The sequence below is a fragment of the Acinetobacter lwoffii genome, from assembly GCF_024129595.1.
Classification (GTDB): Bacteria; Pseudomonadota; Gammaproteobacteria; order Pseudomonadales; family Moraxellaceae; genus Acinetobacter; species Acinetobacter lwoffii_O.
On sequence record NZ_JAMXXS010000006.1, the window covers coordinates 55624 to 81769 of the forward strand.

The window sequence follows — 26146 nt, forward strand, 5'->3', positions numbered from 1 at the left end:
ACTGTAGGGGAATACGCTTTGTTGAGCTCAGTCACCTAGATTTTAAAACATAAAAAAAGCATTCCTGGGAATGCTTTTAAACTTAAGGATTCGAACTGCTTAGCTCAGGTGTTTACCAAATAGGCCCAAGGCTTCTTCAGCAGTAAAAGTATATTGGCTATTACAGAACTGACAGTCCATCTCGATCGGATTCTGGAATTCCAGCGTTTCACGGATCGACTCTATTCCGATTTGCTGTAAAGCGACTGCACAACGCTCTTTAGAGCAGGTACAACCAAACTTCAACACTTCCGTATCTGGCAGACGCACTTCTTCTTCGTTATATAAACGGTACAGAATATCAGTGGCTTGCAAACCGACTAACTCTTCAGTTTTTAGAGTCTCTGTGAGCATGGTCAGACGTGGCCATAGATCTTCATCTACCCGGCGTTGTTCTTCTTCACTATTACGTGGTAACAGCTGAATCAATAAACCACCTGCACGCTGATGGTCGCTCGCCAGCACAATGCGCGTTGGAATCTGTGCAGACAGGTCATAATACTGCATCAGACAGCCCGCCAAATTTTCTTTATCAAGGGGTACAATCCCCTGATAACGCTCGCCAAATTCTGGTTCGATATTGATGAACAGAACCGGAGAGGTGAGTGACTTCAACACGGTACTGCTGTCTTCACCGACCAGAAAGTGCGGATCTTCTTCATAGTCAGCCAAAGCGCGAACTTCACCCAAATGGTTACATTCAGCCATAGCCCATTTAAATGTGCCTGATGCCTGAATTTGCAGGCTGATACGCCCTTTAATCTTCAAGGTGCTGGCAAGCAGTGCAGTGGCACTGAGCATTTCACCTAGCAGGATTTTAACTGCAGGTGCATAGTCACGTTGCGCTAAAATGGTTTGTAAAGCTTCTTCAAGATGCACCACTTCACCACGAACAGGGCTATCTTCAATAAAAAAGCGTTGGCGTAAATCAGACATAAAATTCTCCATAACCCTGCTTTAATAGTGTCATTATTGTAAAACACAAGTTAGGACAGTTCATCTCTTAACGTATCAATTCCTGCGCCGTTTGTATCCTGTTGCTGCGGTGTATCCTGTTTTTGCACTTTATGGCGTTGATCCTGGGCAAACAGATGCTCCAGTTCGGCTAAACTGCTCCGCTGATTTTCATAATTTGGATGTTCATCCGGATCCAGATGATATTGGCTATTCAGCAGTTTTTCATCCTGTTCACGGAAGTTTTGAATCTGTTGCTGGCTATTTTCGAGGTCAGGATTGAGCTGGTTTAGTAAGGCCTGACTGAGTTCTAAAGCTGAAAGATAAGTTTCACGCCAGATGTGTTTCACGCCCAAATCCTGCAATAAATGCACATGATGCCGGTCACGGGCACGTATCCATAAACAGATTTCAGGATAATTCAGCCGCAGATGCCGTACGACCAGCATTGAGTCTTCAATATCGTCAATCGCTACAATCACCTGTTGTGCTGTAAAAATGCCGGCCTGTATCAAGGCTTCCGGCTCTGTTGCATCTGCCTGGTAGAAAGGAATATCGTACTGCGCCAGAAGTTCAGTGGCTGGCACAGTGCTATCCATGACACTAAAGGCATGTTGCTGTTGCAGTAAAATCCGGGCGATGATTTGCCCGAAGCGGCCAAAGCCAATCAGCAGAATCGGTGTACTGGTTTGAGGATTGGAATCGGTTTCAAAGGTTGCCGCCAGATGATTGTGACGATCCAAACGCGGTAAAATCTGGCTATGCAATAACCAATAAAATGCGGGGGTCAGCAGCAAGGAAAAACTCACCATCCAAAGCAAGGGGGACAGTAGATTGGCCGTAATAATCTGGTCGGATACCGCAATCACCAGTGCCAGTAAGGCAAACTCGCCGCCTTGCGCCAGACTGGCTGCCAGCAGAGTACTATTGCGCCAGCTATTTTGATGATAACGCGCCAATGCCAGGTTGATTGCAAACTTGACCAAGATTAAAGTGAGGGTGCCGCCGAGAATGATCCAGGGGAAATTGCGTAGATCAGGTAAGTGCAGTGACATGCCCAGACTGATGAATGCCAGGCCCATCAACAAGCCCTGAAAAGGCCGAATCGTGCTTTCTACTGCAGGCCGGAAATCTGAATCTGCCAGTAAAATTCCGGCAAATAAAGCACCGAGAAATAGATTTAGGCCGAGGGTATTCATCAATACTAATAATGCCAGGGTCACCGCAATCGCCACAACCGCATGCAATTCGTGACTGCCACTTTTAGCAATCCAGCGATACAACGGCTGCATCAGGTAACGATTACACAGGAACAGACCGCTCAACGTCGCGATGAGGGCAGCAAAGTAGGCCACCCCATGTTCAGTCGAGCGAATCCCGGCAAATAGGGGAATAGCTGCAATCACCAGAATGGCCAACAGGGAATGAACCAGCAGGATCGAATAGGCTTGCTGACCATAACTGGTGGCGAACTGTTCCTGATGATTGAGATGTTGAATCACCAGAGTCATGGCAGACAAACTGCCGGCGAGTCCAATTACAATGCTGGCAAGTAGGCTTTGCTGAAGGAAAACCCAGGCCATGAGCGTAAAAATCAGGGCGCTGATTAGTACCTGTAAAGCAGCTATCATCCACAGGGATGGATTAATCTGGACAATGCGTTGCGGTCTGAGTTGCAGACCGATCCAGAACAACAATGCCATCAGGCTGACTTGCATGAAACTACTCATGACTTCGGGTGCCTGAATCAGATGCAAAAGGCTTGGACTTAAGATGATCCCTGTTAACAGATAGCCCAGCACACTTGGCAATCTGAGCCTTTTACTCAGTGGCACTATCAACAGTGCAATGACCAGAACCAGTGTTATTTGTAACAGTATCGACATTTTCCTGCCCTAAATTTATTCTTGATCCAGACTGGGAGTCTTGTATTCCAGACCGATCCTCAGGCGCAATATCTTTTAGCTCAGTTCCTGAGGGTCGATGTCTAGCGTGAGCTTCATGCTAGAAGGTTTGTCCTGCAGCATGTTTTGCCACCAGCTGCGCACATAGTAATGCAAACGTGGACGATCCGCTGACAATAGCACCATATGTGACTGATAGCGTCCGGCCTTACGTTCCATTGGCGCAGGAATTGGTCCCCAGATGTCCAGCGCCAGATCAGGATATTGCCTGAGGAGTGCTGCATGTTTCTGTAAGAATTCGGTATTTTGTGCCTGATCCTTGGATTCACAGCGAATCAGGATGGCATAACGATAGGGCGGCATCTGGGCGATCTGCCGTTCTTTTAAGGTCTGCTGGGCAAATACGCGATAATTTTCATTGACCAGCGTATTCATTAGGGCATGATCAGGTCTGAGGGTTTGTAGATAGACATCACCCTTGTGTTCACCACGTCCGGCACGGCCTGCGACCTGTACGATCAGCTGCGCAGTACGTTCGGTTGCACGGAAATCCACACTCAGCAGACCGGAATCGATATCCAGAATCGCCACCAGCGTCACATAAGGGAAATGATGGCCTTTGGCCAGCATCTGGGTGCCGAGCAGAATCGCCGGTTCGCTTTTCTGAATCTTGTCATAGATTTTCTGCCAGCTGCCGACCCGACTGGTAGAATCGCGATCGACCCGAATCACCTCAAAATCCGGAAAGAGTTCATTCAGATGTTCTTCGACTTTGCCAGTGCCCATACCCAGTGTAACCAGTTCCTGATGCTGACATTGCGGGCAGTGTTCCGGCATCCGGTGAATAGTGCCACAGTGATGGCAATGCAGATGCTGATAAGGCTGGCGGTGTACAGTGAAGTTGGCATCACAGTGCGGACATTGCGCCTGCCAGCCACAGCTCCCACAAAGCAGAACGGGGGCATAGCCACGGCGGTTTAAAAAAATCAGTACCTGTTCCTTTTTCTCCAGACGCTTTTTGATGTCCTGAATCAATTGCAGGCTAATCCCATGCTGCTTCTGTGCGACTTTTAAATCCAGAATATGGATTTTGGGCATCAAGGCCGTGCCGGCACGCTGGTTCAGCTGCAGTGCCTGCATCTTGCCATGTTGCACCAGCGCATAACTGTCAATGCTTGGTGTGGCTGACCCTAAGATTACCGGACATTGCTGTAAATGGCCGCGGTACAGAGCGACATCTCGGGCATGATAGCGGAAGCCTTCCTGCTGTTTAAAGGACAGGTCATGTTCTTCATCCAGAATGATCAGGCCCAGATTCGGCATTGGCGTATAAATGGCGGAACGTGTACCGAGTACGATTGAGGCTTTGCCGGTTTCTGCCGACTGCCAGGCTTGTAGCCGTTTGGAATCATTCAGCCCGGAATGCAGCAGCGCAATATGGCAATGAAAACGGGACTGAAAACGGCTAATAGTTTGCGGCGTCAGGCCGATTTCCGGTACCAGTACCAGCACCTGTTTGCCCTGTTTCAGTACCTGCTCCATGATTTGCAAATACACTTCAGTTTTACCGCTGCCGGTCAGACCATCCAGTAAAAAAGCCTGATATTGATTGCGATATTTTAATACCTGTTCGACTGCATGTTTTTGTTCAGGATTGGCCGTTAGCGGCATCTGTGCCAGTTGCATCGGCTGCGGACTGAAATCTTGTGGCTCCAGCACACAGGCGCAAATCTCTTTTTTCTCCAGCGCTTTTAAGGTCGCGGTTTCAATCCCGGCCATGTTGAGCACAGTTTCAGTTGTTCCGACCGGATGCAGTTTTAAAATCCGGTAGGCTTCCTGCTGCTTGTCCGAACGGCGTACTTTGGCCTCGGCATTAGTGTCCAGGAGCTTCCAGGTACGGGCCAGCAGGTTGTAAGGCTTACCCTGACGCAGCAGGGTCGGCAAGGCACTGTGGACGACTTCACCGATCGGGAACTGGTAATACTGCGCTGACCATGTCAGCAAACTTAAAACTTTGGCATCTATAATGGCTCGTTCATCGAGCAGTTCGGTCACAGCTTTAAGCTTAAAGCGTGGATCGAGAGGAGTGTCTGCGGACAGTTTTTCGATAATCACCCCGACCAGATTCTGCCGACCAAACGACACCAGTACACGTGTGCCAATCTGCGCTTGTTCAAATTGTTCTGCACTCATTGTGTAATCAAAACAATCAAATACATGCACAGGTACAGCAACGCGTACGCGATAAAGTGGACTGGAATCGGTGTGAGAATTTTGCATATCTTGGGGTGGAAATCCTGAAGAAATTTCGTCGTGCTTAAAGTTCGATTATGTTAGAGTGAGCAGATAATTTATATCAAAGAATATGAATGATTTCGGTGGTCTGACGCAACAGCGTTGAGCAAAATTTTGGAAAATTAGAGCATTACAATGCCTGCATATCAGTTTATTGCGCTTGATGCTTCAGGAAAGCAGCAAAAAGGCGTGCTGGAGGGGGATTCTGCACGTCAGATCCGGCAACAATTACGGGATAAAGCACTTATTCCGGTCTCTGTTGATCCTGTTGAAAAAAAAGACCAGCATCATCGTCGAAAATGGTTTGAAAAAAGCATCACCGCCTACGATCTGGCTCTGATGACCCGGCAGTTATCCGTGCTGGTCGCTGCTGCAATTCCGCTAGAAGAAGCCATCCGCGCCGTCGGCAAGCAAAGTGAAAAAGTCCATGTACAAAACCTGCTAATGTCGGTGCGCTCCAAAGTGCTGGAAGGGCATAGTCTGGCGCAGGGCTTGCAACAATCCGGACGTTTTCCCGAGCTGTATATTGCCACAATTGCCGCCGGTGAACGTTCCGGGCATTTAGACCTGATTCTGGACCAACTGGCAGACTATACCGAAAACCGCTTTGCCATGCAGAAAAAAATCCAGGGTGCGATGGTCTATCCTATTATCCTGATGCTGATGTCCTTTGCGATCGTGATGGGGCTGATGACCTATGTGGTGCCAGATATCGTCAAGACCTTTGACCAGAGTAAAGATGCCTTGCCGTGGATTACCGTGGCCTTGATGAAAGCCAGTGATTTTATCCGCATTGCCTGGCCATTTTTATTGATCGGTGGGGCTTTGGGGATTTTCCTGTTGGTCCGGTTTTTAAGAACCACCGCCGGGCATTATGCCTTTGACCGTCTGACCTTAAAATTACCTTTATTCGGCAAATTGTCACGCGGGATTAATGCCGCACGTTTTGCCAGTACCTTATCTATTTTGACCCAGTCTGGCGTGCCGCTGGTCGATGCACTGCGCATTGGTGCTGCAGTCAGCAATAACTGGGTAATCCGTGATGCGGTGAATCTGGCAGCGGAAAAAGTGACCGAAGGCGGTAACCTGGCAACCCAACTGGAACGCAGTGGTTATTTCCCGCCGATGATGGTACAAATGATCAGAAGTGGCGAGGCATCCGGTGAGCTCGACCGAATGCTGGAGCGTGCTTCACAGATGCAGGATCGTGAAGTGACCACCCTGATTTCAACTTTACTGGCTTTGCTGGAACCTTTAATGCTGGTCCTGATGGCCAGTATTGTTCTGATCATTGTGATTGCGGTCATGCTGCCAATTGTGAATATGAATAATATGATTTAAACAGAAGCCAGTTAGAATTTTGCTGTGATCAAGATTCAAGTGGAAATTCTGAATGATGCAAATAAATGAGAGAGATTGAATGAAAAGGAATCAATTAAATAAACAGACAGGCTTTACCTTAATCGAAGTCATGGTGGTGATTGTTATTCTCGGTGTGCTTGCTGCGCTGATCGTTCCGAACGTGATGGGACGCGGTGAAAAAGCCAAAGTAGATACCACCGTGATCAAGTTGCAGAGCATTGCAGGTTCACTGGATCAATACAAGCTGGACAATGGCAAGTATCCAAGTATGCAGGAAGGCGGTCTGGATGCATTGGTGAATCAGCCAGCGACTGCAAAAAACTGGGTGCCAGGCGGTTATGTCAAGGGCGGTTTTCCAAAAGACAGCTGGGATAATGAACTGCAATATGTGATTCCGGGCACCGATGGCCGCAGCTTCGATCTGTATTCATTTGGTGCAGATGGTCAATCGGGTGGTGAAGGAACAGATGCCGATATTTATTATCAGCCTTAATTGAGAATCGTTATAAATTTTCGATAGATAGAATATATCACTTCACTGAATAGGCTATTTCAATACGAAGTGAAGTGATAATAACTATTAATTATTAAATATAATGTAAGTTAATGATATTTATAATAATGAAATAATAAAAACGATATGCGAGTTATAATAAGAATTATTCCCATATTTATCTATTACAATTCTCGTAAAATATGAATAAACATACACTTTCTATTTATTTAAAAAAGCTCATAATGATCTAAATGGCACTTGACTCGCCAACGGAGAAGCACATGAAAGCATTTATCTTGGGAGATGAAATCAATCAATTTCATTGGTCGATGCTGAAATCTGTTCTTCTGGTTTTAAGCATGTTGCCGATCAGTCAGGGTATTTTCCATTTATGGCAGAGCACCGAAGGCAGCAGCCAGATTATGGTGGCTTTTTTTGCTATCAGCTTGATGAGCAGTTTATTGGCCCTGTGTTTCTGGTCAGCATTAAATGCGAGTGTAATCCGCATTCAAGCCGAACAAGGTTCAGCATTTGAGCAGACATTGGTTAACCTGTATCGTCATGTGCCGATGTTGTCTCTTGCCAGTATGGTGTGTTATCTGGCTATACAGTTTTAAGTTTTAAAGAGATAAAAAACCGAGGCTGTGACCTCGGTTTTTTATTGCCTTGAGTGTTCTTCGCTTTCATAAAGGGAGGTGAGGAGGGATTGATAAGGTGCTATATTCAGGAATCCCCTAAATCCCTCTTTGTAAAAGAGGGACTTGAAGAAATTATCTTCTTGACTTAAAGCTGACATCCACTTTACGTGGACGGAAGCGCCATCCAATAAGCAAAAGCAGAACTGAGAAGATCATCACTGGCCAATCACTGAGTTTCATATACAGCGTTTCGCCCTGCATGGCTGGAAGTTCACCACGTAATACCGCTTCCTGATCCACCGGGGCTTTTTTCACGATGTGGCCATTGTGGTCAATAAAGGCGGTTACACCGGTATTGGTGGCGCGAATAAACCAGCGGCCATTTTCTTTAGCACGCATTTGCACCATTTGCAGATGCTGTAATGGTCCTGCCGTGCCGGTAAACCAGGCATCATTAGAGACGGTCACCAGAAAATCACTTTGGCTGGCATTGCGACGGGTCAAATTCGGGTAGGCCACTTCATAGCAAATTGCAGAACCCAATGGATGATTTTTCACATTCAATGGTTGCTGATGGTCTGCACCCCGGGTAAAACCGCTCATGGATGGATCATTCTGCAGACCTGGCAATACCCAGCTCAACCAGCCTGATAAGGGAATATATTCACCAAAGGGAACCAGTCGTTGCTTCTTGTATAGGCCATCGGATTCATCGCCACTGGCCATAATACTATTGTAATATTTTGGATAGCCCGCAGTCTGCGATTCGGCTAAATCCCAATATGGAATGCCGGTCACCCATGCAGTGCCTGATTTTTCAGCTTGTACTTTCATGGCCTCCAGAAAGGCTTCAATATCAGTCTGGAACATGGGAATCGAAGATTCCGGCCAGACGATCAGATCACGGCCCCATTCGGTTTTACTCAAATTGGCATAAATCAATAAGGTCTTCACCTGATATTCAGTTAGCCATTTCAAGTCTTGCGGAATATTGCCCTGAATCAGGGAAACCGTTAAAGGCTTTTGATTTTTTTGCTCAACAAACGTCAGCTGTGCTGCGCCCCAGGCACCGAGTAATAAAACTGCCGAAGGAATAGCCCAGAACAGGCGTCTATTCAGAATTTCAACCAGTGCACAGGCCAGAATGATCACCACGAAAGACACCCCGAACACCCCGAATAAAGGCGCATAAGCATCCAAGTAGCGTTCGGTAAAGGCATAGCCAGCAAATAGCCACGGGAAACCGGTAAAGACCCAAGTCTTGGACCATTCAAACAGCACCCAGAGCGGGGCAAAGGTTAAAGGGGTTTCCGGGAAAAAGCAGCGATAGACAAACGTTTGAACGGCACTAAACAGGCCCATCACCAGTGCCATGATCAGGATCATTACAACGCTGAGAAATGCACTGGTATCGCCATAGACATGAATCGAGGTATAGAGCCAGAATGCGCCGACAAACCACAAGCCAATCCCGTAAGCCCAGCCAATGCCAAAAGCCTGTTTTGCAGTACGTCCGCGCAGGCAGGCATAGAGCAGTGCCGGAGACAGAATGGCCAGCCACCAGTAATGATAGGGAGCCAGTGCCAAACTAAAGATGGCACCTGCAAATAAGGCAATTAAAACAGGATAGATCAGCGGCAAGGTTTTTTGTTGTTGAGACAAACTCAACAGCTTATCGAAATACGCTCTCATTGGCGCACGGCTCGAATTAGGTGAATCGAGCGTGAATCTGCCTCAAGAATGGTAAATTGCCAGTTTTCCAGTTCAATGGTCTGACCTTCAAGATCACTCACCAGACCAATTTCCTGTAATAACAAGCCGCCCATGGTTTCCACTTCATCATCAGGGAAAGTCGCATCCAGCATATTATTGAAATACTCAATTGGGGTCAGCGCTTGTACCACCCAGGTATTGGCCGTAGTCGGATCATTGTCCGGAACAATGTAGTATGCTTCTTCATCAGCATTGTCATGTTCATCTTCAATTTCACCGACAATTTCTTCCAGAATATCTTCCAGCGTCACCAGACCCGAAGTCGTACCGTATTCATCAATCACCACCGCAATATGCGTCTGGGTATTCTTTAACATGCGCAGCACCTGATCGGAGCGGGCGCTTTCTGGAACAAACAAAGGCTGACGCATAAGCGCGCGAATATCGACTTTGGCCGTCGGTTCAGTTAGAAAAGGCAATAAATCCTTTGCCAACAGAATGCCGACTACATTATCGGTCTGATCGGAAGAAAATACCGGAAAACGTGAATGCGCAGATTCGACCAGCACATGCAGGATATCCAGCAGTTGGTCATCTTCCTGTAAGCTGATCATGGACGTGCGAGGCGTCATGACTTCACGAATTTTGGTTGCCGGGAGGTCAAGAACGCCCTCAAGCATGGCAACAGTATCGGGTTCTAAAAATCGACGTGAATCTTGTACTAATTTTAGCAGTTCGTCGCGAGTTTCGGGTGCAGTTCCCAGCCATTTGCGTAAGCCGCGCATACCCCACGACGGGCCTGATTCCTCGTGCATGATTTTTCCTGAAGACTCTTAATATCTAAAAAAACGTGGTTTTATCATACCGCAGAAAATACGCTTGTCTATTGTAAATATGATGCGCAGTCTTGATCGCGCGAGTCAGCGCTGATTTTGGAACTGGCCACGTATGCAAAGCAGCAATGTAATCGCAGCTTTATGCTAAAATATGGCGGTCTTTCCATCCTGAGTCTATCGATGTCCCCAACTGAAATTATTCCAAGTCTGCAATTGAATACCCGAGGTTTACGTTGTCCTGAGCCAGTGATGATGTTGCATCAGGCGATCCGTAAATCCAAGGCAGGTGATGTGGTTGAGGTGTTTGCCACGGATAATTCAACGTCGTGGGATATTCCAAAATTCTGTATGCATTTGGGGCATGAGTTGCTCTTGCAGGAAGAACGTCTGGATGAAAATGGTAATAAAGAATTTCATTATTTAGTGAAGAAAGGCGGCTAAAGAGATAAACGACAGATGAGCTCAATGAGCTGTACCTGTTTAGAAAATAAAATTCCACAAATTTGCTAAATTAAATAGATGAATGGATAAGAGCTGAAATTTTAAATAATTTATCCATAAATAAACCCGCTTAAAAGCGGGTTTATTTTTTATCTGATGATCAAATTACATATTTGGATACTAATTACATGTTAGGGTAATTTGGACCACCACCACCTTCCGGTGTTACCCAGGTGATGTTCTGGGAAGGATCCTTGATGTCACAGGTCTTGCAGTGCACACAGTTGGCTGCATTGATCTGGAAGCGTTTCGAACCGTCATTATTTTCCATGATCTCATAGACACCCGCTGGGCAGTAACGCTGTGCAGGCTCATCCCATTTCGGCAGATTTACTTCCACCGGAATGGACGGATCAGTCAGTTTCAAATGCGCCGGCTGGTTTTCTTCATGGACCGTATTCGATACAAACACCGAAGACAGACGGTCAAAGGTCAGCTTGCCATCCGGTTTTGGATAGTTCGGCTTAAAGCTTTCAGTTGCCTGGGTTTTTAGCGCAGCATGGTCCTGAACCAGATCATGCAAGGTGAACGGCACTTTAAACACGTTCTGGTCGATAAAGTTAAAGGCACCACCGATCCATTGACCGAATTTGTGCATTGCCGGGCCAAAGTTACGCGAGTTATAGAGCTCTTCTTTTAACCAGCTGTTGTTGAACTTGTCGGTATAAGCAGTCAGTTCTTTGACAAAGAAATCTTCGCCTTCCACTACACGCGCCACCGCCAGATCACCGCCTTTTTCGACACCAGCAGCAATCGCCTCAAATACCGCTTCACCGCAGAGCATGCCGGATTTCATCGCCGTATGAGAACCCTTGATCTTGGCAAAGTTCAGGAAGCCGGCATCATCCCCAATCAATGAGCCGCCCGGGAAAGTGAATTTCGGCAGCGAGTTAAATCCACCTTTGGTCACAGCACGTGCACCATAAGAAATACGCTTGCCACCTTCCAGATACTGCTTGATTAAAGGATGGGTTTTCCAGCGCTGCATTTCCATGAACGGATACATATGCGGGTTAGTGTAAGAAAGATCCACGATCATGCCCAGGGTCACCTGGTTGTTTTCAGCATGGTAGAGCCACCAGCCACCTGAAGAACCGGTTTCAGAAAGCGGCCAGCCGGCACCGTGCATCACCAGACCCGGTTTGTGCTTGGCAGGATCGATTTCCCAAAGTTCTTTAATCCCGATACCGTAATGTTGCGGATCCGCATCCTTGTCCAGGTTGAATTTCTGGATTAAACGCTTACCGAGATGACCACGGCAGCCTTCAGCAAAGATGGTGTATTTGGCATGCAGTTCATAACCCGGAGTAAAGTTATGCGTTGGTTCGCCATCTTTACCAATACCCATATCACCGGTCTGGATGCCTTTTACCGTGCCATCGGCATGATACAGAATTTCAGAGGCTGCAAAGCCCGGAAAGATCGACACTTCCAGTTCTTCAGCTTTCTGGCCTAACCAGCGCACCACATTGCCGAGCGAGATGACATAGTTGCCATCGTTATGCATGGTTTTAGGCACCATCCAGTGCGGTGCTTCCTGTGATTTTTCATCTGAAAGCAGGAAGAAGGTTTTATCTTCAGTCACCGGGACATTCAGCGGGGCACCCTGTTCTTTCCAGTCCGGGAACAGCTCGTTCATGGCACGCGGTTCAAGCACAGCACCAGACAGAATATGCGCACCGACTTCGGAGCCTTTTTCTACGACACAAACGGACAAATCGTTTAAGTTGTTTTCAATTGCAAGTTGACGGATTTTGATCGCAGCAGAAAGACCCGCAGGGCCTGCGCCTACGATGACGACGTCAAACTCCATCGATTCACGTTCGATGTGTTCCATGTAGGACTCCTCATATTACTATTCGGTGGCAACCATAACCGGATGGTTGGGTGCTGCCATAAGTGTTCTTGGTTCCTAGACACAAAAATGCTGGTGTCTTTGATAATCTGGGCTAGTATAGTTTTAAAGCCGGTTTTAGCCAATTGGCTGAAACATATTATTTTTCCGTCATTAAGGTCTTCTTTTATGGATAAGCCAGTACCCAGCACAAATCCGACGAAAAAAGTAACTTATCCCGATGATAAAAATTTAATGGATATCGCACAATACTTAAAAGATGCACAGAGCAGTCACAAAAGGTCAATTCCCCCTTTGGAGCAATGGCAGCCAAAGCATTGTGGCACCATGGATCTGAAGGTTTTAGCCAACGGCGAATGGTGGCACGAAGGTCAATTGATCAAGCGTCAGCCGATGATTGACCTGTTTGCAACGGTGCTCTGGAAAGAAAACGATAAATTCTATCTAAAAACACCGGTAGAAATGATTGAAATTGAAGTTGAAGATGAACCTTTATTTGTCAATCAGGTCGATCAGGTTGAGATCAATGGAGTGACTTATCTACAACTGGGCACAACCACGCAAGACCTGATTATTGTCGATGCTGAACATCCAATCTTTATGCGTGAATACAAAGGTGAGTTGCGGCCTTATGTGCATGTGCGTTTCGGGATTAATGCCCTGATTCAGCGTGCTGCATTTTTACATTTGGTCGAGATGGGAGAGCTTGATGAAAATCCGGTAGGCGAAACCGTTTTAAGTTTGAAAAGTGGTGATTTAGACTTGCATTTGAGCACCTGAGGTTTAAGCTTGATCGCTAGAAATTTCAAACAAGCCACCTGCAACGTTATGAGCGCTATTCAACCAATTTCCCAGCTATTAGACCCGATGCCCAATGCCACGGCAGATGCGCCTATTGGCATTTTTGACTCAGGCGTAGGCGGCTTGTCAGTCGCCCTGGAAATTGCCCGCCATTTGCCTAATGAACGCTTTGTCTATTATGCGGATACTGCGCATGTGCCTTATGGCCCGAGAGATGATCAGGAAATTCGTGCCTTGACGGCTCAGGCGATTGAATGGCTTTATCGTCAAGGTTGTAAAGTTGCGGTGGTGGCTTGTAATACCGCTTCCGCTTTTAGTCTGGATTATTTGCGTGACTATTATGGTGAAAACTTTCCGATTATCGGTTTAGTACCCGCACTTAAACCGGCCGTCCTGAATACCCAGTCGAAAACTGTGGCGGTATTGGCCACGCCTGCAACCTTCCGCGGCCAGCTGATTAAAGATGTCATTTCCCGTTTTGCCGAACCGGCTCAAGTCAAAGTCCTGCCTGTGACCAGTCTGGATCTGGTGCCTTTTGTTGAGGCTGGAGAGCAGATGAGTGCAGCCTGTTTGCAGACATTAAAAGAGATTTTACAACCAGTTGTAGATCAGGGCGCTGATTATTTAGTGTTAGGATGTACACATTACCCCTTCCTAAAATCGTCAATTCAGTATATTTTTGGTCAAAAGCTGACATTAATTGACTCAGGATTCGCGGTTGCAAGACAAACGGCCCGAATTTTAATTAAAAATGGGTTATTATTTGAGCATGAGTCTAAAGAAAGCGTGAAAATTGAATTGGTGGTGAGTGGGCAGAATGCTGAACAGCTCCGACCGATTTTGCAGCACCTGATTCCGGCCGATTTAAAATGGCAGGTCAGTAATATGAGTGCAGTTTAAAACTCATTTTTATAATTTAAGAAGAAAGATATTTTGATTGTGGGGTGGCCATATTGGGTAAAGAAGCATGTGATGATGCATTTTTTACCCAAATGTACAGGAGAAGAGGATAGCCCATGCTGGATAAACGGTACCAAGTGTTCATCTCAACCTCTGGGGCAGAAATGCAACCGGAGCGTATCATTCTGTCTCAAACACTGGTAGGAATGGGGTTTTTCTCGTGGGGACTGGAACAGCGTACACCGCTGAATACTGCATTTGCACGCCGCCAGATTGATGACTGTGATTATGTCGTGATTCTGCTGGGAAGCCAGTATGGAGAGCAGTCGGTATCGGGTGTTGGCTATATGCATCTCGAATATATTTATGCAGTGACCAAGCAAAAACCGATTATTGTGTTTATGCATGATGATCCGGCATCACGTGAAAGTGCATTGCATGATGCCAAACCGGAATTACAGGAAAAATTTAAGGAATTCCGTCAGTTATTACAGCAGGAAGTCGATCAGGTCTTTACTTACCGCAGCCTGCGTGATCTGGAAATGGCAGTACGTTTTAATATGCCGCAAATGCTGGAGCGATATCCGGTGACCGGCTGGGTGCGTCCACAAAATACCCAGGCGCTGCATGACGAAATTGACCAGCTTAAAGCTAAAGTGGCTCAACTGGAACGTGATGGCGGAACTGCAGAAGTTGATCCATTCCTGAGTTTACCCAAAGTGGCGATGCATGAAGTTTTTTCTTTTGAATACCGGATGCATGCCTATCAGGATGGTAACTTCAAGGAAATTAAAGTCCAGAAAAAACTGACTTGGGCACAATTGTTGGCGTTGCTGGGTTCAACCTTTGTCAATCCGACCCCTGAGGAATTTTTCTCGAAGCGCATGAATGAATATCTGAATGAAACCGGTTTGCAGGATGCACGGGTGCAGATGCCGCGTGCGCATGCAGTTGCGCGTGCCCAGATGAATATCCGTGCCTTGCATAGTTTAAAAATTCAAATGCGCCAGAATGACTGGATTGTGCCATCCGGTCGTGATGACCGACAGCGCATGCTGTGGCAGATCACGCCAAAAGCACAGAAGTTGCTGGACAGCAGCTTGCTGGATTTAGATCGCACTTTTCAATATAAGTCAGCGTATTAATCCATAGAGAGAATAAATAAAAAGCTGTTAAAGTACAGGGGTTGATATCCTGACGGACGAACTGAATGTATTCTCCTGCTAAAGCGAAAGTGACGATTATATTGGCAAACTTGGGCACACCAGATGAGCCTACGATTCCAGCGGTACGCCGTTTCCTCAAGCAGTTTTTATCTGATCAGCGTGTGATTGAAATTCCCAAACCGATCTGGCAAATCATTCTGCGCTTATTCATTTTGCCTTTCCGTCCAAAGCGGGTATCACAGGCCTATGCGCAAGTATGGGGACAGGATTCGCCGATGCGTGAAATTCTGTTTGAGCAGGTCGCAGCAGTCAAGACGCATCTCACCCAGCTTTATCCGCAGTTTGAACTGAATGTGGTACCTGCAATGACCTACGGCAATCCGAATATTCAGGATGTCTTGGCACAGGTCTCAGCGCAGCCACAGGAACACGTGATTCTATTTCCCTTGTTTCCACAATATTCTGCCACTTCGACCGCACCTCTATACGATGCAGTGGCGAAATGGGTGGTGAAACAGCGCAATTTACCCGGTTTGACAGTGATCCGGGATTATTATCAACATCCTTTATTTATCCAGTCGCTGGCTCAAAGTGTACGTGACTATCAGGCAATTCATGGTCAGCCAGAGAAATTGTTAATGTCTTTCCACGGCATTCCACAGCCCTATGCCGATAAAGGTGATCCTTATGCCGACCGTTGCCGCATCACGGGCAAGCTGTTAGCTAAAACCCTTGGTTTAAGCGAAGATCAATATGCCATTAGCTTCCAGTCACGTTTTGGCAAGCAGGAATGGATCAAGCCCTATACCGATGTTTTGCTTGAAGATTGGGCGAAGCAGGGGGTGAAATCAATTCAAGTAATGAGTCCGGCATTTTCCGCGGACTGTCTGGAAACGCTTGAAGAGCTGGCAATCGAAAATGCCGAGACTTTTAAAGCACTCGGCGGTGAAAGCTATAGTTATATTCCGGCATTAAATAGCCGTGAAGATCATTTGCGATTGCTCAACAGTCTGCTACAGGCTAATCTGGATGCATTGACACAGATACTTGCCCATTAACTTGCCCGAGGTTTTTCACCCCATGTTACAAGTCAAAATTGTTCCAGTTACTGCATTTCAGCAAAACTGTTCCATCGTTTGGGATGCGGACACTAAAGAAGCCATTTTGATTGATGCAGGGGGCGAACCTGAAAAACTGAAAGCTGAAGTTGACGCGCTAGGTTTAACGGTTAAAGCCTTATGGCTGACCCATGGCCATCTGGATCATGCGGGTGCTGTGGGCGCGTTAAAAAAGGCTTGGGATATACCAGTAATCGGACCACATAAGGAAGATGCATTCTGGCTCGACATGATCCAGGAAGTCTCTGCACGTTATGGCTTCCCGATCCCGGAAAAAGTCGAAGTGACCCAGTGGCTGGAAGGCGGTGAAGTGCTCACCCTTGGCAATGAAGAATTTGAAGTGCGTTTTGCCCCGGGACATACGCCGGGTCACGTGATGTTCTATAACAAAAATTATGACTTGTTATGGACAGGGGATGTATTGTTTAAAGGCTCGATTGGCCGGACTGATTTCCCGCGTGGCAACCATCAACAGCTCTTAGATTCAATTCAGCGAGAATGTTTCAGCCTGCCAGATGAAACCCAATTCATTTCAGGACATGGACCGATCAGCACCATTGGTTTTGAAAAGCAGCATAATCCTTTTGTTGCAGGTAAAGCGGGTTAAAAGCGTAAATAAAAGACCAATATAGTTTGGTCTTTTATTTTTATTCTGAAAAGGGATTATTGCGAAGTTGTCGCGTTTGCATGTGTATGAGCCAAGCGGCAAAAGCAAAAAGCACACCCAATACAATAAATAAACTATCTTGTTGGAAAATGCCGACTCCCAACGAAAGAAGTGCGAGTAGACCAACCCCAATTAATATGACTCTTAAAATAATATAACCCATATTATTGCTCTAAAAATAATGTGAAAATTTAGAGTAGAACAATAATACTAAGGCTTTATGAAAGATGTTAATTCGTGTTGCTTTATCTAAGTAATTTTATAAAATTCATATGATTTATTTACTTAATTTCGACAAGATTCTGCTTTCAGACAGAATTTTCGACAGGGAAGACCTTTATTCTTCGCTGTTGTCGGCTTGTGGTGCATCCTGGGTAGGCAAACTATATTCCTCATTGGCCCAGGCACCCAGATCAATCATCTTGCAACGTTCTGAACAAAAAGGACGGTAATCATTATCTTCCCAAGTGGTCAGCTTGCCACAGCGTGGACAGTTTAAAGTGGTAGGCATGGGACGACTCCAAAGAAAAATAAAGGTTCGATTAGGCAAATATAGCCGCACTTGTTAGACTTATGCGGTTTTTATTAGTTTGATCTGATTATGCCGATTCGTCAATTTCAAGCACAGCGTATGCATGCGCCCCGTGATTTTCAAAGCATCAGTCCTGAACCGGTCTGCGTCGAAGTGGGAGCGGGTAAAGGTAAACATGCCTTGTTATTCAGCAAGAACAATCCCGACACTCAACTGATTGCAATTGAACGTACCCGTGAAAAATTTCTGGCGATGCAAAAACAGCATGCGGTTGAGGGTCAAACTAATTTACAAACCGTTCATGCCGATGCTTTACCGTGGATCGTGCATGCACTGTATCCGCAGCAGGTAGAACAATTCTTTATTTTATATCCAAATCCTGAACCGCATAATCCGGCACAGCGCTGGGTCAATATGCCATTTTTTGAGTTTCTGCTTTCACGCCTGAAAACCGGGGGAACGATTACTTTGGCCAGTAATATTCCTGCCTATATCGAAGAAGCAGAAATACAGGTGCGAGAGCTCTGGAAGCTGCCTTTTGTCAAAGAAGTGATTGCTGCAGATTCGGCGCGCACCCATTTTGAAATTAAATATCTGGAACGCGGCGAATTATGCCAGCAACTGATCATCAGCAAGCCTGAAACTTATGTGACACGTTTTGATGATTTCCAGCCTTTGCAAGGGCAGAATGCCACCGTCTCGGAATAATCAGATGAGCAAACGCATTGCTATTGTGGGCGCAGGCCCCGCAGGCTTAATGGCAGCAGAAGTGCTCAGTCAGTTTGATTATGAGCTGCGTGTCTATGAGCAAAAACCGTCTGCTGCGCGTAAATTCCTGATGGCGGGCAAAACTGGTCTGAATATTTCTCATGCCGAGCCTGTGCCACAGTTTGTACAACGTTATGATCAGGTGGAGTGGTTGTCACCTTGGATCAAACAGTGGGATGCGCTCTGGATTCAAGACTGGATGAAACAGCTCGGTATAGAACCTTATATCGGTTCGTCTGGCCGGGTATTCCCGACTGAAATGAAAGCCGCGCCCTTGTTGCGTGCCTGGCTCAAGCGTTTGGCCAATGATGGCGTTCAGTTTCATTACCGGCATAAAGTCAGCCAGTTGCAGCAGCAACAGCTTGAGCTGCGTGATCTGAAAAATAATGAACATCGTACTGAATATTTTGATGCCATTATTCTGGCTTGTGGTGCAGTGTCTTGGTCAGCGTTGGGTAGTGATGGTGCATGGCAAGCCTGGTTAAAGCCGGATGAAATTGAGCCTTTCCAGGCCAGTAATGCCGGAGTGGAATATCCCTGGTCTCGATTTATGCAGCCAGTCTTTGGTCAGCCGCTGAAACGTGTTGCAGCATGGTTAGGGCAAGGTGAAAAGACCGTTGGCGATATCGTAATTAGCCATTACGGTCTGGAAAGTGGCCTGATCTATAAGCAGGGTCGGGGTTTACGCGAGCAACTAAAACAGGGGCAGCCGATGCAGCTGCATCTGGACCTCTTCCCAAATCAAAGCATGGAACAGCTTGCGCAAAAATTACAGCCAAGTAAGAAGCAGTCTTTAACTAATGTCTGGCGTAAAGCTGGATTGGACGGTGCCAAGGCGGCCTTAGTACGGGAATTGGTAGCCAAAGCGGTATGGCAAGATGCTGCTGAATTAGCCAAAAAAATTAAACATTTGACCCTTCCACTCACAGGTTTCCGCCCGATTGAAGAGGCGATTAGCTGTGCAGGTGGTGTCAAGCGTGAAGTGTTGTCAGAACAGCTACAATTGAAATCTAACCCACATGTATTTCTTTGCGGAGAAATGCTGGACTGGGATGCACCGACCGGCGGTTATCTACTGACAGCCTGTTTTGCCACAGGGCGTGCAGCGGGTGAAGGTGTGCATCAGTTTCTGACAGCAGATTAAGTCATTTTATAGCTAGGATGATCTAGTATTTATACTGAATGCAGACTCAACAGATCCGGCCTTGTTCATTCACGCTGTTTTAAAGCTGCCAGTTCAGCTTAGATTATTTTTGTATTTTATCTAAGCTGTGTGCCAATCTAGCATCCTAGACTATTCCTTCACTTGCCGGGAAGCTGGTTCTTTCTTGGCGAGATCCGGATATTGCGAACGCCAGCGTTCCAGTTGTTCTTGGGCGTGTAGATATTTCCCTAGACCTTTGACATTCTCACTGGCTTCATTCACGGGTGTAGCTTGAGTCTTGGGAGTATTGAGTAATTTGTCCTGATGTTCCCAGTATTGATACATTAAGCCCTGAATATAACGGCCCTGTTCGGTTTTCAGTTCTAAAGCCTTCAACATATTCAATGCTGACTGGACATGATCACGCTGACGTTGCTGGACAAATTCTTCTGTCATATTTTCATCATCGCGCATGCTGTTTAATTCTTTTTCCAAGTCGCTGCTCATTTCCTGAAAGCGCTGTTCATAATCTGTCAATGCAGCAATATCATGCGGATCATCAGCAGTTTTAGGGAAGTCTTTCAGTGGCTCGGTTTTCAGTTCCTGCATGACTTGATCTGAAGCCGTATTATCTGTTGTCGCTTCAGTCGGAGTTTCGGTCGTTTTCTGGTCACATGCCATCAGCAGCATGGCCGCAGCGAACAACAGCGTTTGTGTCATTCCTGGTATTTTATGCATGATCGCCTCCTGTTTTTAATTACTTTTCTTGAACACATAGATATGGGTGACATAAGGAAAATCGATCATTTCCTCTGCGCTTTTGGCTGTATATTGCTGGATGATCTGTTCAAATTGTTGTTTTAACTGTGCCTGCTGCTGTTCAGGCATGGCTGCAATAAAACTAGTCGAGAGCAGCCGCTTGGATACCACCTGCTCGACAATGCCATGCTGTTGCTGGGTCATTGTGGTTTCTGCATAGGGCTGAAATAGCGTTTGCTGTGCAAAGACCTCGCGCCAGGTGCCGCTATGATAGCGCGGCGTATCGCCTTCCAAGGGGGCAATACAATCGGCCAAGGCCTGAACCCAGTCGATCCGAGTATCGCGCTGATTCCAAATTAACACCAGATAACCCTGCGGTTTGAGTACCCGATCTAATTCTTGTAAGGTAGCAGAATCGGCAAACCAGTGAAATGACTGTGCACAAAATACCGCATTCAGGCTATGATCAGGCAGGGGAAGTTGATGGCTAACGCCTTCAAGAGTATGAATGTCCGGATGCGCCTGTTGTAATTGAGCCAGCATTTCCGGGACAGGATCAATCGCGATAATGTGCTTACTGAGCGGGCGTAAATAGGGGATAAACTTGCCGGTGCCGCTGCCCAAATCCAAAAGATGCGCATCTGCAGGCAAAGCCAGCGTTTCACTCAGCCACTGGCTGATTTCTGCCGGATAATCGGGACGCACTTGCTGATAGAGCTCAGCCGACGCACTAAAACCCCGTTTTGCTGCAGGATGTAATGATTGTGTCATATTTTGCGCTTTTTAATCTTTTTGATCGATATAAAATAGCATATTCACTTTTTTGACAGCGTTCATTGACTGAATTGTTGTGGAAGGGTTCGATTTACCAGCATGGGAAAGTTATGGACAAGCAGATTGTTTTTGAAGATGAACATATACGCGCGATTTTTATGCCGGGATCTTCTTCAGAACTGATTTTTTCATTTGGCGATTTGATTACCCGTGCCAAGGGCCTCAACATCAATGCAGAAAAGTCACTGGCGAAATTCGAGTTTAATGTGCTTGGTATTATGCCCAAGCATAAATCCTGGTTTCCGCAAGGTTCCATGTGGAACATGTTGCAAGCCATCGCAGATCTGATTGCGCCGTTTCAGCAGCGTATTGCGTATGGCGGTTCGATGGGTGGCTATGCCGCGATCAAATATTCCCGTGCCTTGGGCGTGCAACGGGTGGTGGCGATGGTGCCGCAATATTCGATTGATCCGGAAGATGTACATGATGCCCGTTATAACATGTTCTATCAGCCAGAGCTGAATACAAATATGCGGGTTGCAGCCGAAGATATCGACAACACCTGCGAATATATTATTGTCTATGATCCTTACTGTGCCGAAGATCGTGCCCATTATCTGAAATTAGAGGCGCTGATTCCGCATCATCATGTGCTGCATTTACCTTTTACCGGACATGATGCGATCGCAGTTTTGGCCAGTTCCGAATTGCTCTATGACTTTTTGGTGCATGAATATGAGCCAAGCTATTTCTATCAGAAAATGCGCCGGGTCAAGAAAAACAGCAAGTTCTATTATCGCAAGGTGATTGAAAATGTCTTGCCACGACACCGCATGGCTTTGGGACACATTCTGAAAAATAACGATCTGCAACTGGATAACCAGTTTTTTGATGCCAGCCAGAAACAGGTGATTTTGCGGGAACTGTTACGCAATAAACAGGTTGATCAGCATGACCTGCTCAAACTGGGCATTCATGTGAATTTGCCGCAGGAAAATCGTCAGCTGTTATTGGACCACTATGGACATGGTCTGGTATTTAATGTCATCAGCCATAAAATCGAAAGTTATGCAGAAGGTGCAATTGCCCTGAACCATAAATTTCTGATTCCGATTTATGCCAAAGGTAATGGTTTATTGAGTATTAATCTGAATGATGAACGTTATTTGGTGGTGATGAATGACCGGCATATCATGAAACTGATCAAGGAACAGGATGAGCTCAGTCTGGGTATGCACCCGATTTTAATGAAGCGTTATAGCGATTTTTATATGTTTAGCTATAAGCAGCTGAATCTGAGTACCAATGAGTATGGTGCTGCTGCTTTTATCGACGATAGTGACAAAAATACGCAGTTTGTGACGCACAGTGAGATAAATTAACTAAAAATTTTTATAAAAAACAATTACTTGACTTGTGATGAGCTTGGCATAATATAGAGATAAGCGGTATAAATAATAAACCAATTATATCGTTCCCGATGGTTGAAACGAAGAAGGGGATCTCTATGATGCAAGCGACTCGGATGATGCATGTATGTTTTATCTTCGGTTTGGTTCTACCCAATCTGGCGCATGCAGAAACTGTGCATCCTGCAGTGATCATGGTCAGTGCGTCCATCATCTTTATGATTATTCTGTCTGTGTATGTGGTGTATCGAATTCGCAAGTCACTACGTAATCATATGGATAAACCGCTGGATTAATTGCATCAGGCTGGAAACAGGTTGAAAAGCCTCAATGACTTGTTTTAAATGACAGACATAAATTGTCAAACAGGATTGAGGGAACAGCCATGAAAGCCGTTTATTTAGACTATGCTTCTTTAGACCAGCAGGATTTGGACTTTCAGGCACTGCATGCAGTATTTGATTCACTGGTTTTGTATCCGGCGACCTCGGCTGCCGAGATTGCATCCCGTGTAGCTGGTTTCGATGTCATCATTACGAATAAGGTGATGATCGATGCAGCTACGATTCAGCAATGCCCTCAACTCAAACTCATTTTAATCTCTGCAACTGGCACCAATAATGTCGACCTTGAGGCGGCCAAAGCGCAAGGGATCGTCGTGTGTAACTGTCAGGCTTATGGCACTTCGGCAGTCGCGCAGCATACCATCATGTTGATGCTCAATCTGGCGACTTCATTCCTGTCTTATCAACGTGCATTAGAACAAGGCGAATGGCAAAAAGCCAGTCAGTTCTGTTTGCTGGATGCGCCAATTGTCGAGCTGGCCGGAAAAACATTGGGCATTGTGGGTTATGGCGAACTGGGCCATGCGGTGGCAAAACTGGCCGAGGCCTTTGGCATGAAAGTGCTTATTGCCGCGCTGCCAAATCGTCCGGCGGATGCATCCCGTGTGCCATTTGCCGAGCTGCTTCCTCAAGTCGATTTTTTAACTTTGCATTGTCCACTCACTGAAGATACCCACCATTTAATCAGTCATGCTGAACTGGATGCAATGAAAAGCAGTGCATTTTTAATTAACTGTGCGCGTGGCGGAATTGTTGATGAAGCGGCATTGGTTGAGGCTCTGCGTGCAGGCAAGATTGCCGGTGCAGCGACGGATGTACTCACGGTAGAGCCACCGAAACAGGGCAATGTACTACTTGATTCAACGATTCCCAACCTGATTGTGACACCGCATAATGCCTGGGGCAGTGTCGATGCAAGACAACGGATTGTGGATCAAATGGTCGAAAATGTAGCAGCATTTAAACAGGGTCAGCCGATTCGACAGGTCAATTCATAGATCGCGTCGATACAAGGTAATAGTTTTATTTTCTAAAAATTAAAAAAGCCCATCACGGGCTTTTTTTATAAATCGGTTACCGCATAACTGGTAGCTGATCCTGACTGGGGTTGAGTCTGTGGTGTATTTGGGTTTTGCGTCGCACTCGACTGGCTTAAAGGCTGCTGCACGATAGGTGCTTGTTGTGAATTACCGCGCCAGACTTCTTTGGTCTGCTGGATTTTCTGACCGGTTTGCTGGGCTGCCTGAGTTGCACCCTGATCTACTTTTTGCAGTGTATCCGAGGTTGCAGACTTGGTATTACTCCAGGCACGGTCTACTCCTGGCTTGATTTTGGCAATACCTTTTTCCGTTGCTTCACCGACTTTCTCGGCGGTATTAATCACGCCTTCCTGTGCTTTATAGGCAAACACATGCAGCATGTTCGGATTTTCACCATAAGGCTTAACCGGTTTAACAGACTGAGTCGTGGTTTGTGCGAATGCTGGAACCGAAAGCATTAAAGCAGTCATTAAAATAATTGGGGTTTTGATATTCATTATGGATCGACCTCGAATTCGTCTAAGTGCGGTCTGAGTTTGTTTTTTAGTGTAACGGATAATTAGTCAAAAACAATGAATATCCTGTGAAGAGTGCAGGCCTTTCAGGTTGATCTGTGCCGGAATATTGTAATTTTTAAAGAAAGGGCAGTAGAAATCAGATGAAGGGGCGAATTGAGTTTTAGCAAAATAAAAGCCCTGTTCTTATACTTAAACAGGGCGATTTTTTTTAGTCACATTGTGTCAGCGCATCTTTGGCGAAATGTTCGCGTAAGCTGACAAAGTTCTTTTGTACACTTGCATCGTGCAGGTCAAATTTTTGTGCAGTGCTAGTACCGTCGCGCTGGAAAGTCGCTGAGCCGGCATCGATTAGAGTCATGCCTTTAAATGACCATTGTTCAATGACACGGTTATTGCCGATATCGCCGGTAAATTCAATCACGCATTTGTCGAGGAATTTGGTCAGTTTGGCCTTGTTGTTGGTCGTGGCTGGAATCACTTCGAGGTTTTGGACTTCCTGTAAGACGCCAACCTGAAGCTGTGGGATTTTGGGTGCAGATGTACAAGCTGTAACTGCGATACTCGCAAGACCAGTCAGAATGAGTGTTTTAAATTTCATATGATTCTTTCTTGTTGAGTGTTGTTAGGTTGAGTATATGAAATATATAGGGATATGCCTATAGTATTTGTCTGGCTTAGCTTAAAAGCGAGCTTTTGAAATTTTATTATTTTCATCTTTGGAATTTTTCTGAAATATGAAAATGAGGCACTTAAAGTATATTTTTTAATTATAGAAATTGGATAAAGAGCATAGCGAATGAATAATATCGATGAATTAAAATTTCATAAACAATTTAATACGTATGTAAAGTATACAAGTTTAGCAATCAAAATTTCAAAAAGTGTAGCTGGAAGATTAGTAGATTATAGAAAAGGATGGGCCTCTATCCTTTTTACAAAAATTTGTGTTACTTCGATCTCTTTAAAAAAATTAGCAGATTTGGATACTGGCAAGAAATATAATTCACATTGGGATTTTAATTCAGCATTTACTTTAGCTAGAAATTTAATGGAGTGCTATCAAACATTTTTTTATCTTTGTATTGATAAAATCTCAGAAGATGAAGCATTAGCTAGAAAAAAGCTTTTTAATTATCATGATTTTATAGCTAGAGAAAAATTATTTAAAGAAATTGGTAAAGAAGAACCGGATATAGACTTAAAAGACCAATTGATTAAAGAATTAACTAGTACTAAATATTTTCAAAACTTAGAAGAGAAACAACAACGGCATTTTTTAAAGGGGGCTACTGCTTTTTTTCTCAGTCGAGAAGAAATTGAACACAAAATCGGAAATTCAAAATCAGCATTTAAAGTAAATTACCAACTATTATCTACTTATACCCATAGTTTTCCAATGGGGTTCTATAAAATGTTTGAACCAGACCGAGGAACTGGAGTAAAGACACCAATAGAGGAGATATATTCTGCATATGCTTTAGGTTTAGCTGAAGGATATTTGAAATTAGCTATTAATAATATGTTAGAAATTTTCCCTGATTTATATGACAAATTAAACAAGCAAGATAAAGATCTTCTCGAATTAAAAAACCCGCTCTAAAGCGGGTTTTTTA

General features: G+C 45.5%; 27 protein-coding genes. 15 read left to right on the plus strand and 12 right to left on the minus strand.

The genetic code is table 11. The features are described from left to right. Positions 1-99: 99 nt before the first annotated feature. The 3 genes from hslO to NI466_RS04980 all read right to left on the minus strand — a co-directional run bounded on the left by hslO (position 100) and on the right by NI466_RS04980 (position 5177). Positions 100-975, minus strand: a complete 876-nt coding sequence (gene hslO / locus NI466_RS04970) for an Hsp33 family molecular chaperone HslO (RefSeq protein ID WP_004278571.1) — start codon at positions 973-975, stop codon at positions 100-102. A gap of 50 nt (positions 976-1025) precedes the next feature. Next, positions 1026-2879, minus strand: coding sequence for a cation:proton antiporter domain-containing protein (locus NI466_RS04975; protein WP_071850479.1), 1854 nt, complete (start codon positions 2877-2879; stop codon positions 1026-1028). Between the two features lie 75 nt (positions 2880-2954). Continuing rightward, positions 2955-5177: a primosomal protein N' gene (locus tag NI466_RS04980; protein WP_071850478.1), complete on the minus strand. Its 2223-nt coding sequence runs from the start codon at positions 5175-5177 to the stop codon at positions 2955-2957. Between the two features lie 150 nt (positions 5178-5327). Between NI466_RS04980 and gspF the strand changes: the two genes are divergently transcribed. From gspF to NI466_RS04995, 3 genes are all read left to right on the plus strand, one after another. Continuing rightward, complete coding sequence (gene gspF, locus NI466_RS04985; protein ID WP_253172946.1) at positions 5328-6533, plus strand: type II secretion system inner membrane protein GspF; 1206 nt, start codon at positions 5328-5330, stop codon at positions 6531-6533. A 79-nt stretch (positions 6534-6612) separates the two neighbouring features. After that, positions 6613-7047 (plus strand): type II secretion system major pseudopilin GspG, encoded by a 435-nt coding sequence (gene gspG, locus NI466_RS04990; RefSeq protein ID WP_004278567.1) that lies wholly within the window; start codon positions 6613-6615, stop codon positions 7045-7047. Positions 7048-7331: 284 nt separating this feature from the next. Next, complete coding sequence (locus NI466_RS04995) at positions 7332-7667, plus strand: hypothetical protein (protein ID WP_164543225.1); 336 nt, start codon at positions 7332-7334, stop codon at positions 7665-7667. A 153-nt stretch (positions 7668-7820) separates the two neighbouring features. On the opposite strand, the gene lnt is transcribed toward NI466_RS04995, so the two are convergent. Both lnt and NI466_RS05005 read right to left on the minus strand, forming a co-directional pair. After that, positions 7821-9380 carry an apolipoprotein N-acyltransferase gene (lnt, locus tag NI466_RS05000; protein ID WP_164543226.1) on the minus strand — a complete coding sequence of 520 codons (1560 nt, stop codon included), beginning with the start codon at positions 9378-9380 and terminating at the stop codon, positions 7821-7823. Then, positions 9377-10216 (minus strand): CorC family transporter, encoded by an 840-nt coding sequence (locus NI466_RS05005; RefSeq protein ID WP_004278564.1) that lies wholly within the window; start codon positions 10214-10216, stop codon positions 9377-9379. Before NI466_RS05005 ends, lnt begins: the two co-directional genes overlap by 4 nt. A 201-nt stretch (positions 10217-10417) precedes the next feature. On the opposite strand from NI466_RS05005, the gene tusA reads away from it, so the two are divergent. Then, complete coding sequence (tusA, locus tag NI466_RS05010) at positions 10418-10678, plus strand: sulfurtransferase TusA (protein WP_004729361.1); 261 nt, start codon at positions 10418-10420, stop codon at positions 10676-10678. Between the two features lie 184 nt (positions 10679-10862). On the opposite strand, the gene NI466_RS05015 is transcribed toward tusA, so the two are convergent. Beyond that, positions 10863-12575, minus strand: a complete 1713-nt coding sequence (locus NI466_RS05015) for an electron transfer flavoprotein-ubiquinone oxidoreductase (protein ID WP_071850475.1) — start codon at positions 12573-12575, stop codon at positions 10863-10865. Between the two features lie 186 nt (positions 12576-12761). Between NI466_RS05015 and NI466_RS05020 the strand changes: the two genes are divergently transcribed. The 5 genes from NI466_RS05020 to NI466_RS05040 all read left to right on the plus strand — a co-directional run bounded on the left by NI466_RS05020 (position 12762) and on the right by NI466_RS05040 (position 17185). Then, positions 12762-13373 carry a DUF1285 domain-containing protein gene (locus NI466_RS05020; protein ID WP_253172947.1) on the plus strand — a complete coding sequence of 204 codons (612 nt, stop codon included), beginning with the start codon at positions 12762-12764 and terminating at the stop codon, positions 13371-13373. 48 nt (positions 13374-13421) lie between these two features. Next, positions 13422-14294, plus strand: coding sequence for a glutamate racemase (gene murI / locus NI466_RS05025; protein WP_004729363.1), 873 nt, complete (start codon positions 13422-13424; stop codon positions 14292-14294). A 116-nt stretch (positions 14295-14410) separates the two neighbouring features. Next, positions 14411-15439 (plus strand): DUF4062 domain-containing protein, encoded by a 1029-nt coding sequence (locus NI466_RS05030; RefSeq protein WP_004278558.1) that lies wholly within the window; start codon positions 14411-14413, stop codon positions 15437-15439. A gap of 65 nt (positions 15440-15504) precedes the next feature. Continuing rightward, positions 15505-16518 carry a ferrochelatase gene (gene hemH, locus NI466_RS05035; protein ID WP_253172949.1) on the plus strand — a complete coding sequence of 338 codons (1014 nt, stop codon included), beginning with the start codon at positions 15505-15507 and terminating at the stop codon, positions 16516-16518. 22 nt (positions 16519-16540) lie between these two features. Further along, the gene (locus NI466_RS05040; protein WP_071850471.1) at positions 16541-17185 is read left to right on the plus strand and encodes an MBL fold metallo-hydrolase; all 645 of its coding nucleotides are present in this window, start codon (positions 16541-16543) and stop codon (positions 17183-17185) included. Between the two features lie 40 nt (positions 17186-17225). On the opposite strand, the gene NI466_RS05045 is transcribed toward NI466_RS05040, so the two are convergent. Both NI466_RS05045 and NI466_RS05050 read right to left on the minus strand, forming a co-directional pair. After that, complete coding sequence (locus NI466_RS05045; protein ID WP_004278555.1) at positions 17226-17408, minus strand: hypothetical protein; 183 nt, start codon at positions 17406-17408, stop codon at positions 17226-17228. Positions 17409-17582: 174 nt separating this feature from the next. After that, positions 17583-17756, minus strand: a complete 174-nt coding sequence (locus tag NI466_RS05050; RefSeq protein ID WP_005245864.1) for a DNA gyrase inhibitor YacG — start codon at positions 17754-17756, stop codon at positions 17583-17585. Between the two features lie 84 nt (positions 17757-17840). Between NI466_RS05050 and NI466_RS05055 the strand changes: the two genes are divergently transcribed. Together NI466_RS05055 and NI466_RS05060 are read left to right on the plus strand one after the other, a co-directional pair. Next, positions 17841-18485, plus strand: a complete 645-nt coding sequence (locus NI466_RS05055) for a class I SAM-dependent methyltransferase (protein WP_171260756.1) — start codon at positions 17841-17843, stop codon at positions 18483-18485. 4 nt (positions 18486-18489) lie between these two features. Beyond that, positions 18490-19689: a TIGR03862 family flavoprotein gene (locus tag NI466_RS05060; protein WP_071850469.1), complete on the plus strand. Its 1200-nt coding sequence runs from the start codon at positions 18490-18492 to the stop codon at positions 19687-19689. Between the two features lie 150 nt (positions 19690-19839). On the opposite strand, the gene NI466_RS05065 is transcribed toward NI466_RS05060, so the two are convergent. Both NI466_RS05065 and NI466_RS05070 read right to left on the minus strand, forming a co-directional pair. Continuing rightward, the gene (locus tag NI466_RS05065; protein WP_253172951.1) at positions 19840-20427 is read right to left on the minus strand and encodes a hypothetical protein; all 588 of its coding nucleotides are present in this window, start codon (positions 20425-20427) and stop codon (positions 19840-19842) included. A gap of 15 nt (positions 20428-20442) precedes the next feature. Continuing rightward, positions 20443-21219, minus strand: a complete 777-nt coding sequence (locus tag NI466_RS05070) for a class I SAM-dependent methyltransferase (protein ID WP_253172952.1) — start codon at positions 21217-21219, stop codon at positions 20443-20445. A 113-nt stretch (positions 21220-21332) separates the two neighbouring features. Between NI466_RS05070 and NI466_RS05075 the strand changes: the two genes are divergently transcribed. From NI466_RS05075 to NI466_RS05085, 3 genes are all read left to right on the plus strand, one after another. Further along, positions 21333-22604, plus strand: a complete 1272-nt coding sequence (locus tag NI466_RS05075) for a hypothetical protein (protein WP_253172954.1) — start codon at positions 21333-21335, stop codon at positions 22602-22604. A 125-nt stretch (positions 22605-22729) separates the two neighbouring features. Further along, positions 22730-22927 (plus strand): hypothetical protein, encoded by a 198-nt coding sequence (locus tag NI466_RS05080; RefSeq protein WP_253172956.1) that lies wholly within the window; start codon positions 22730-22732, stop codon positions 22925-22927. Positions 22928-23016: 89 nt separating this feature from the next. Further along, positions 23017-23973 carry a 2-hydroxyacid dehydrogenase gene (locus tag NI466_RS05085; RefSeq protein WP_253172958.1) on the plus strand — a complete coding sequence of 319 codons (957 nt, stop codon included), beginning with the start codon at positions 23017-23019 and terminating at the stop codon, positions 23971-23973. Positions 23974-24038: 65 nt separating this feature from the next. On the opposite strand, the gene NI466_RS05090 is transcribed toward NI466_RS05085, so the two are convergent. Together NI466_RS05090 and NI466_RS05095 are read right to left on the minus strand one after the other, a co-directional pair. Next, a complete protein-coding gene (locus NI466_RS05090; protein ID WP_253172959.1) occupies positions 24039-24512 on the minus strand; it encodes a hypothetical protein in 474 nt (157 codons plus the stop codon). Between the two features lie 229 nt (positions 24513-24741). Next, entirely contained in the window at positions 24742-25131 is a 390-nt protein-coding gene (locus NI466_RS05095) for a hypothetical protein (RefSeq protein WP_253172961.1), read from the minus strand. Between the two features lie 198 nt (positions 25132-25329). Here NI466_RS05095 and NI466_RS05100 point away from each other — a divergent pair, with 198 nt between their 5' ends. Further along, a complete protein-coding gene (locus NI466_RS05100; RefSeq protein WP_005245874.1) occupies positions 25330-26133 on the plus strand; it encodes a DUF5677 domain-containing protein in 804 nt (267 codons plus the stop codon). Positions 26134-26146: the final 13 nt, after the last annotated feature.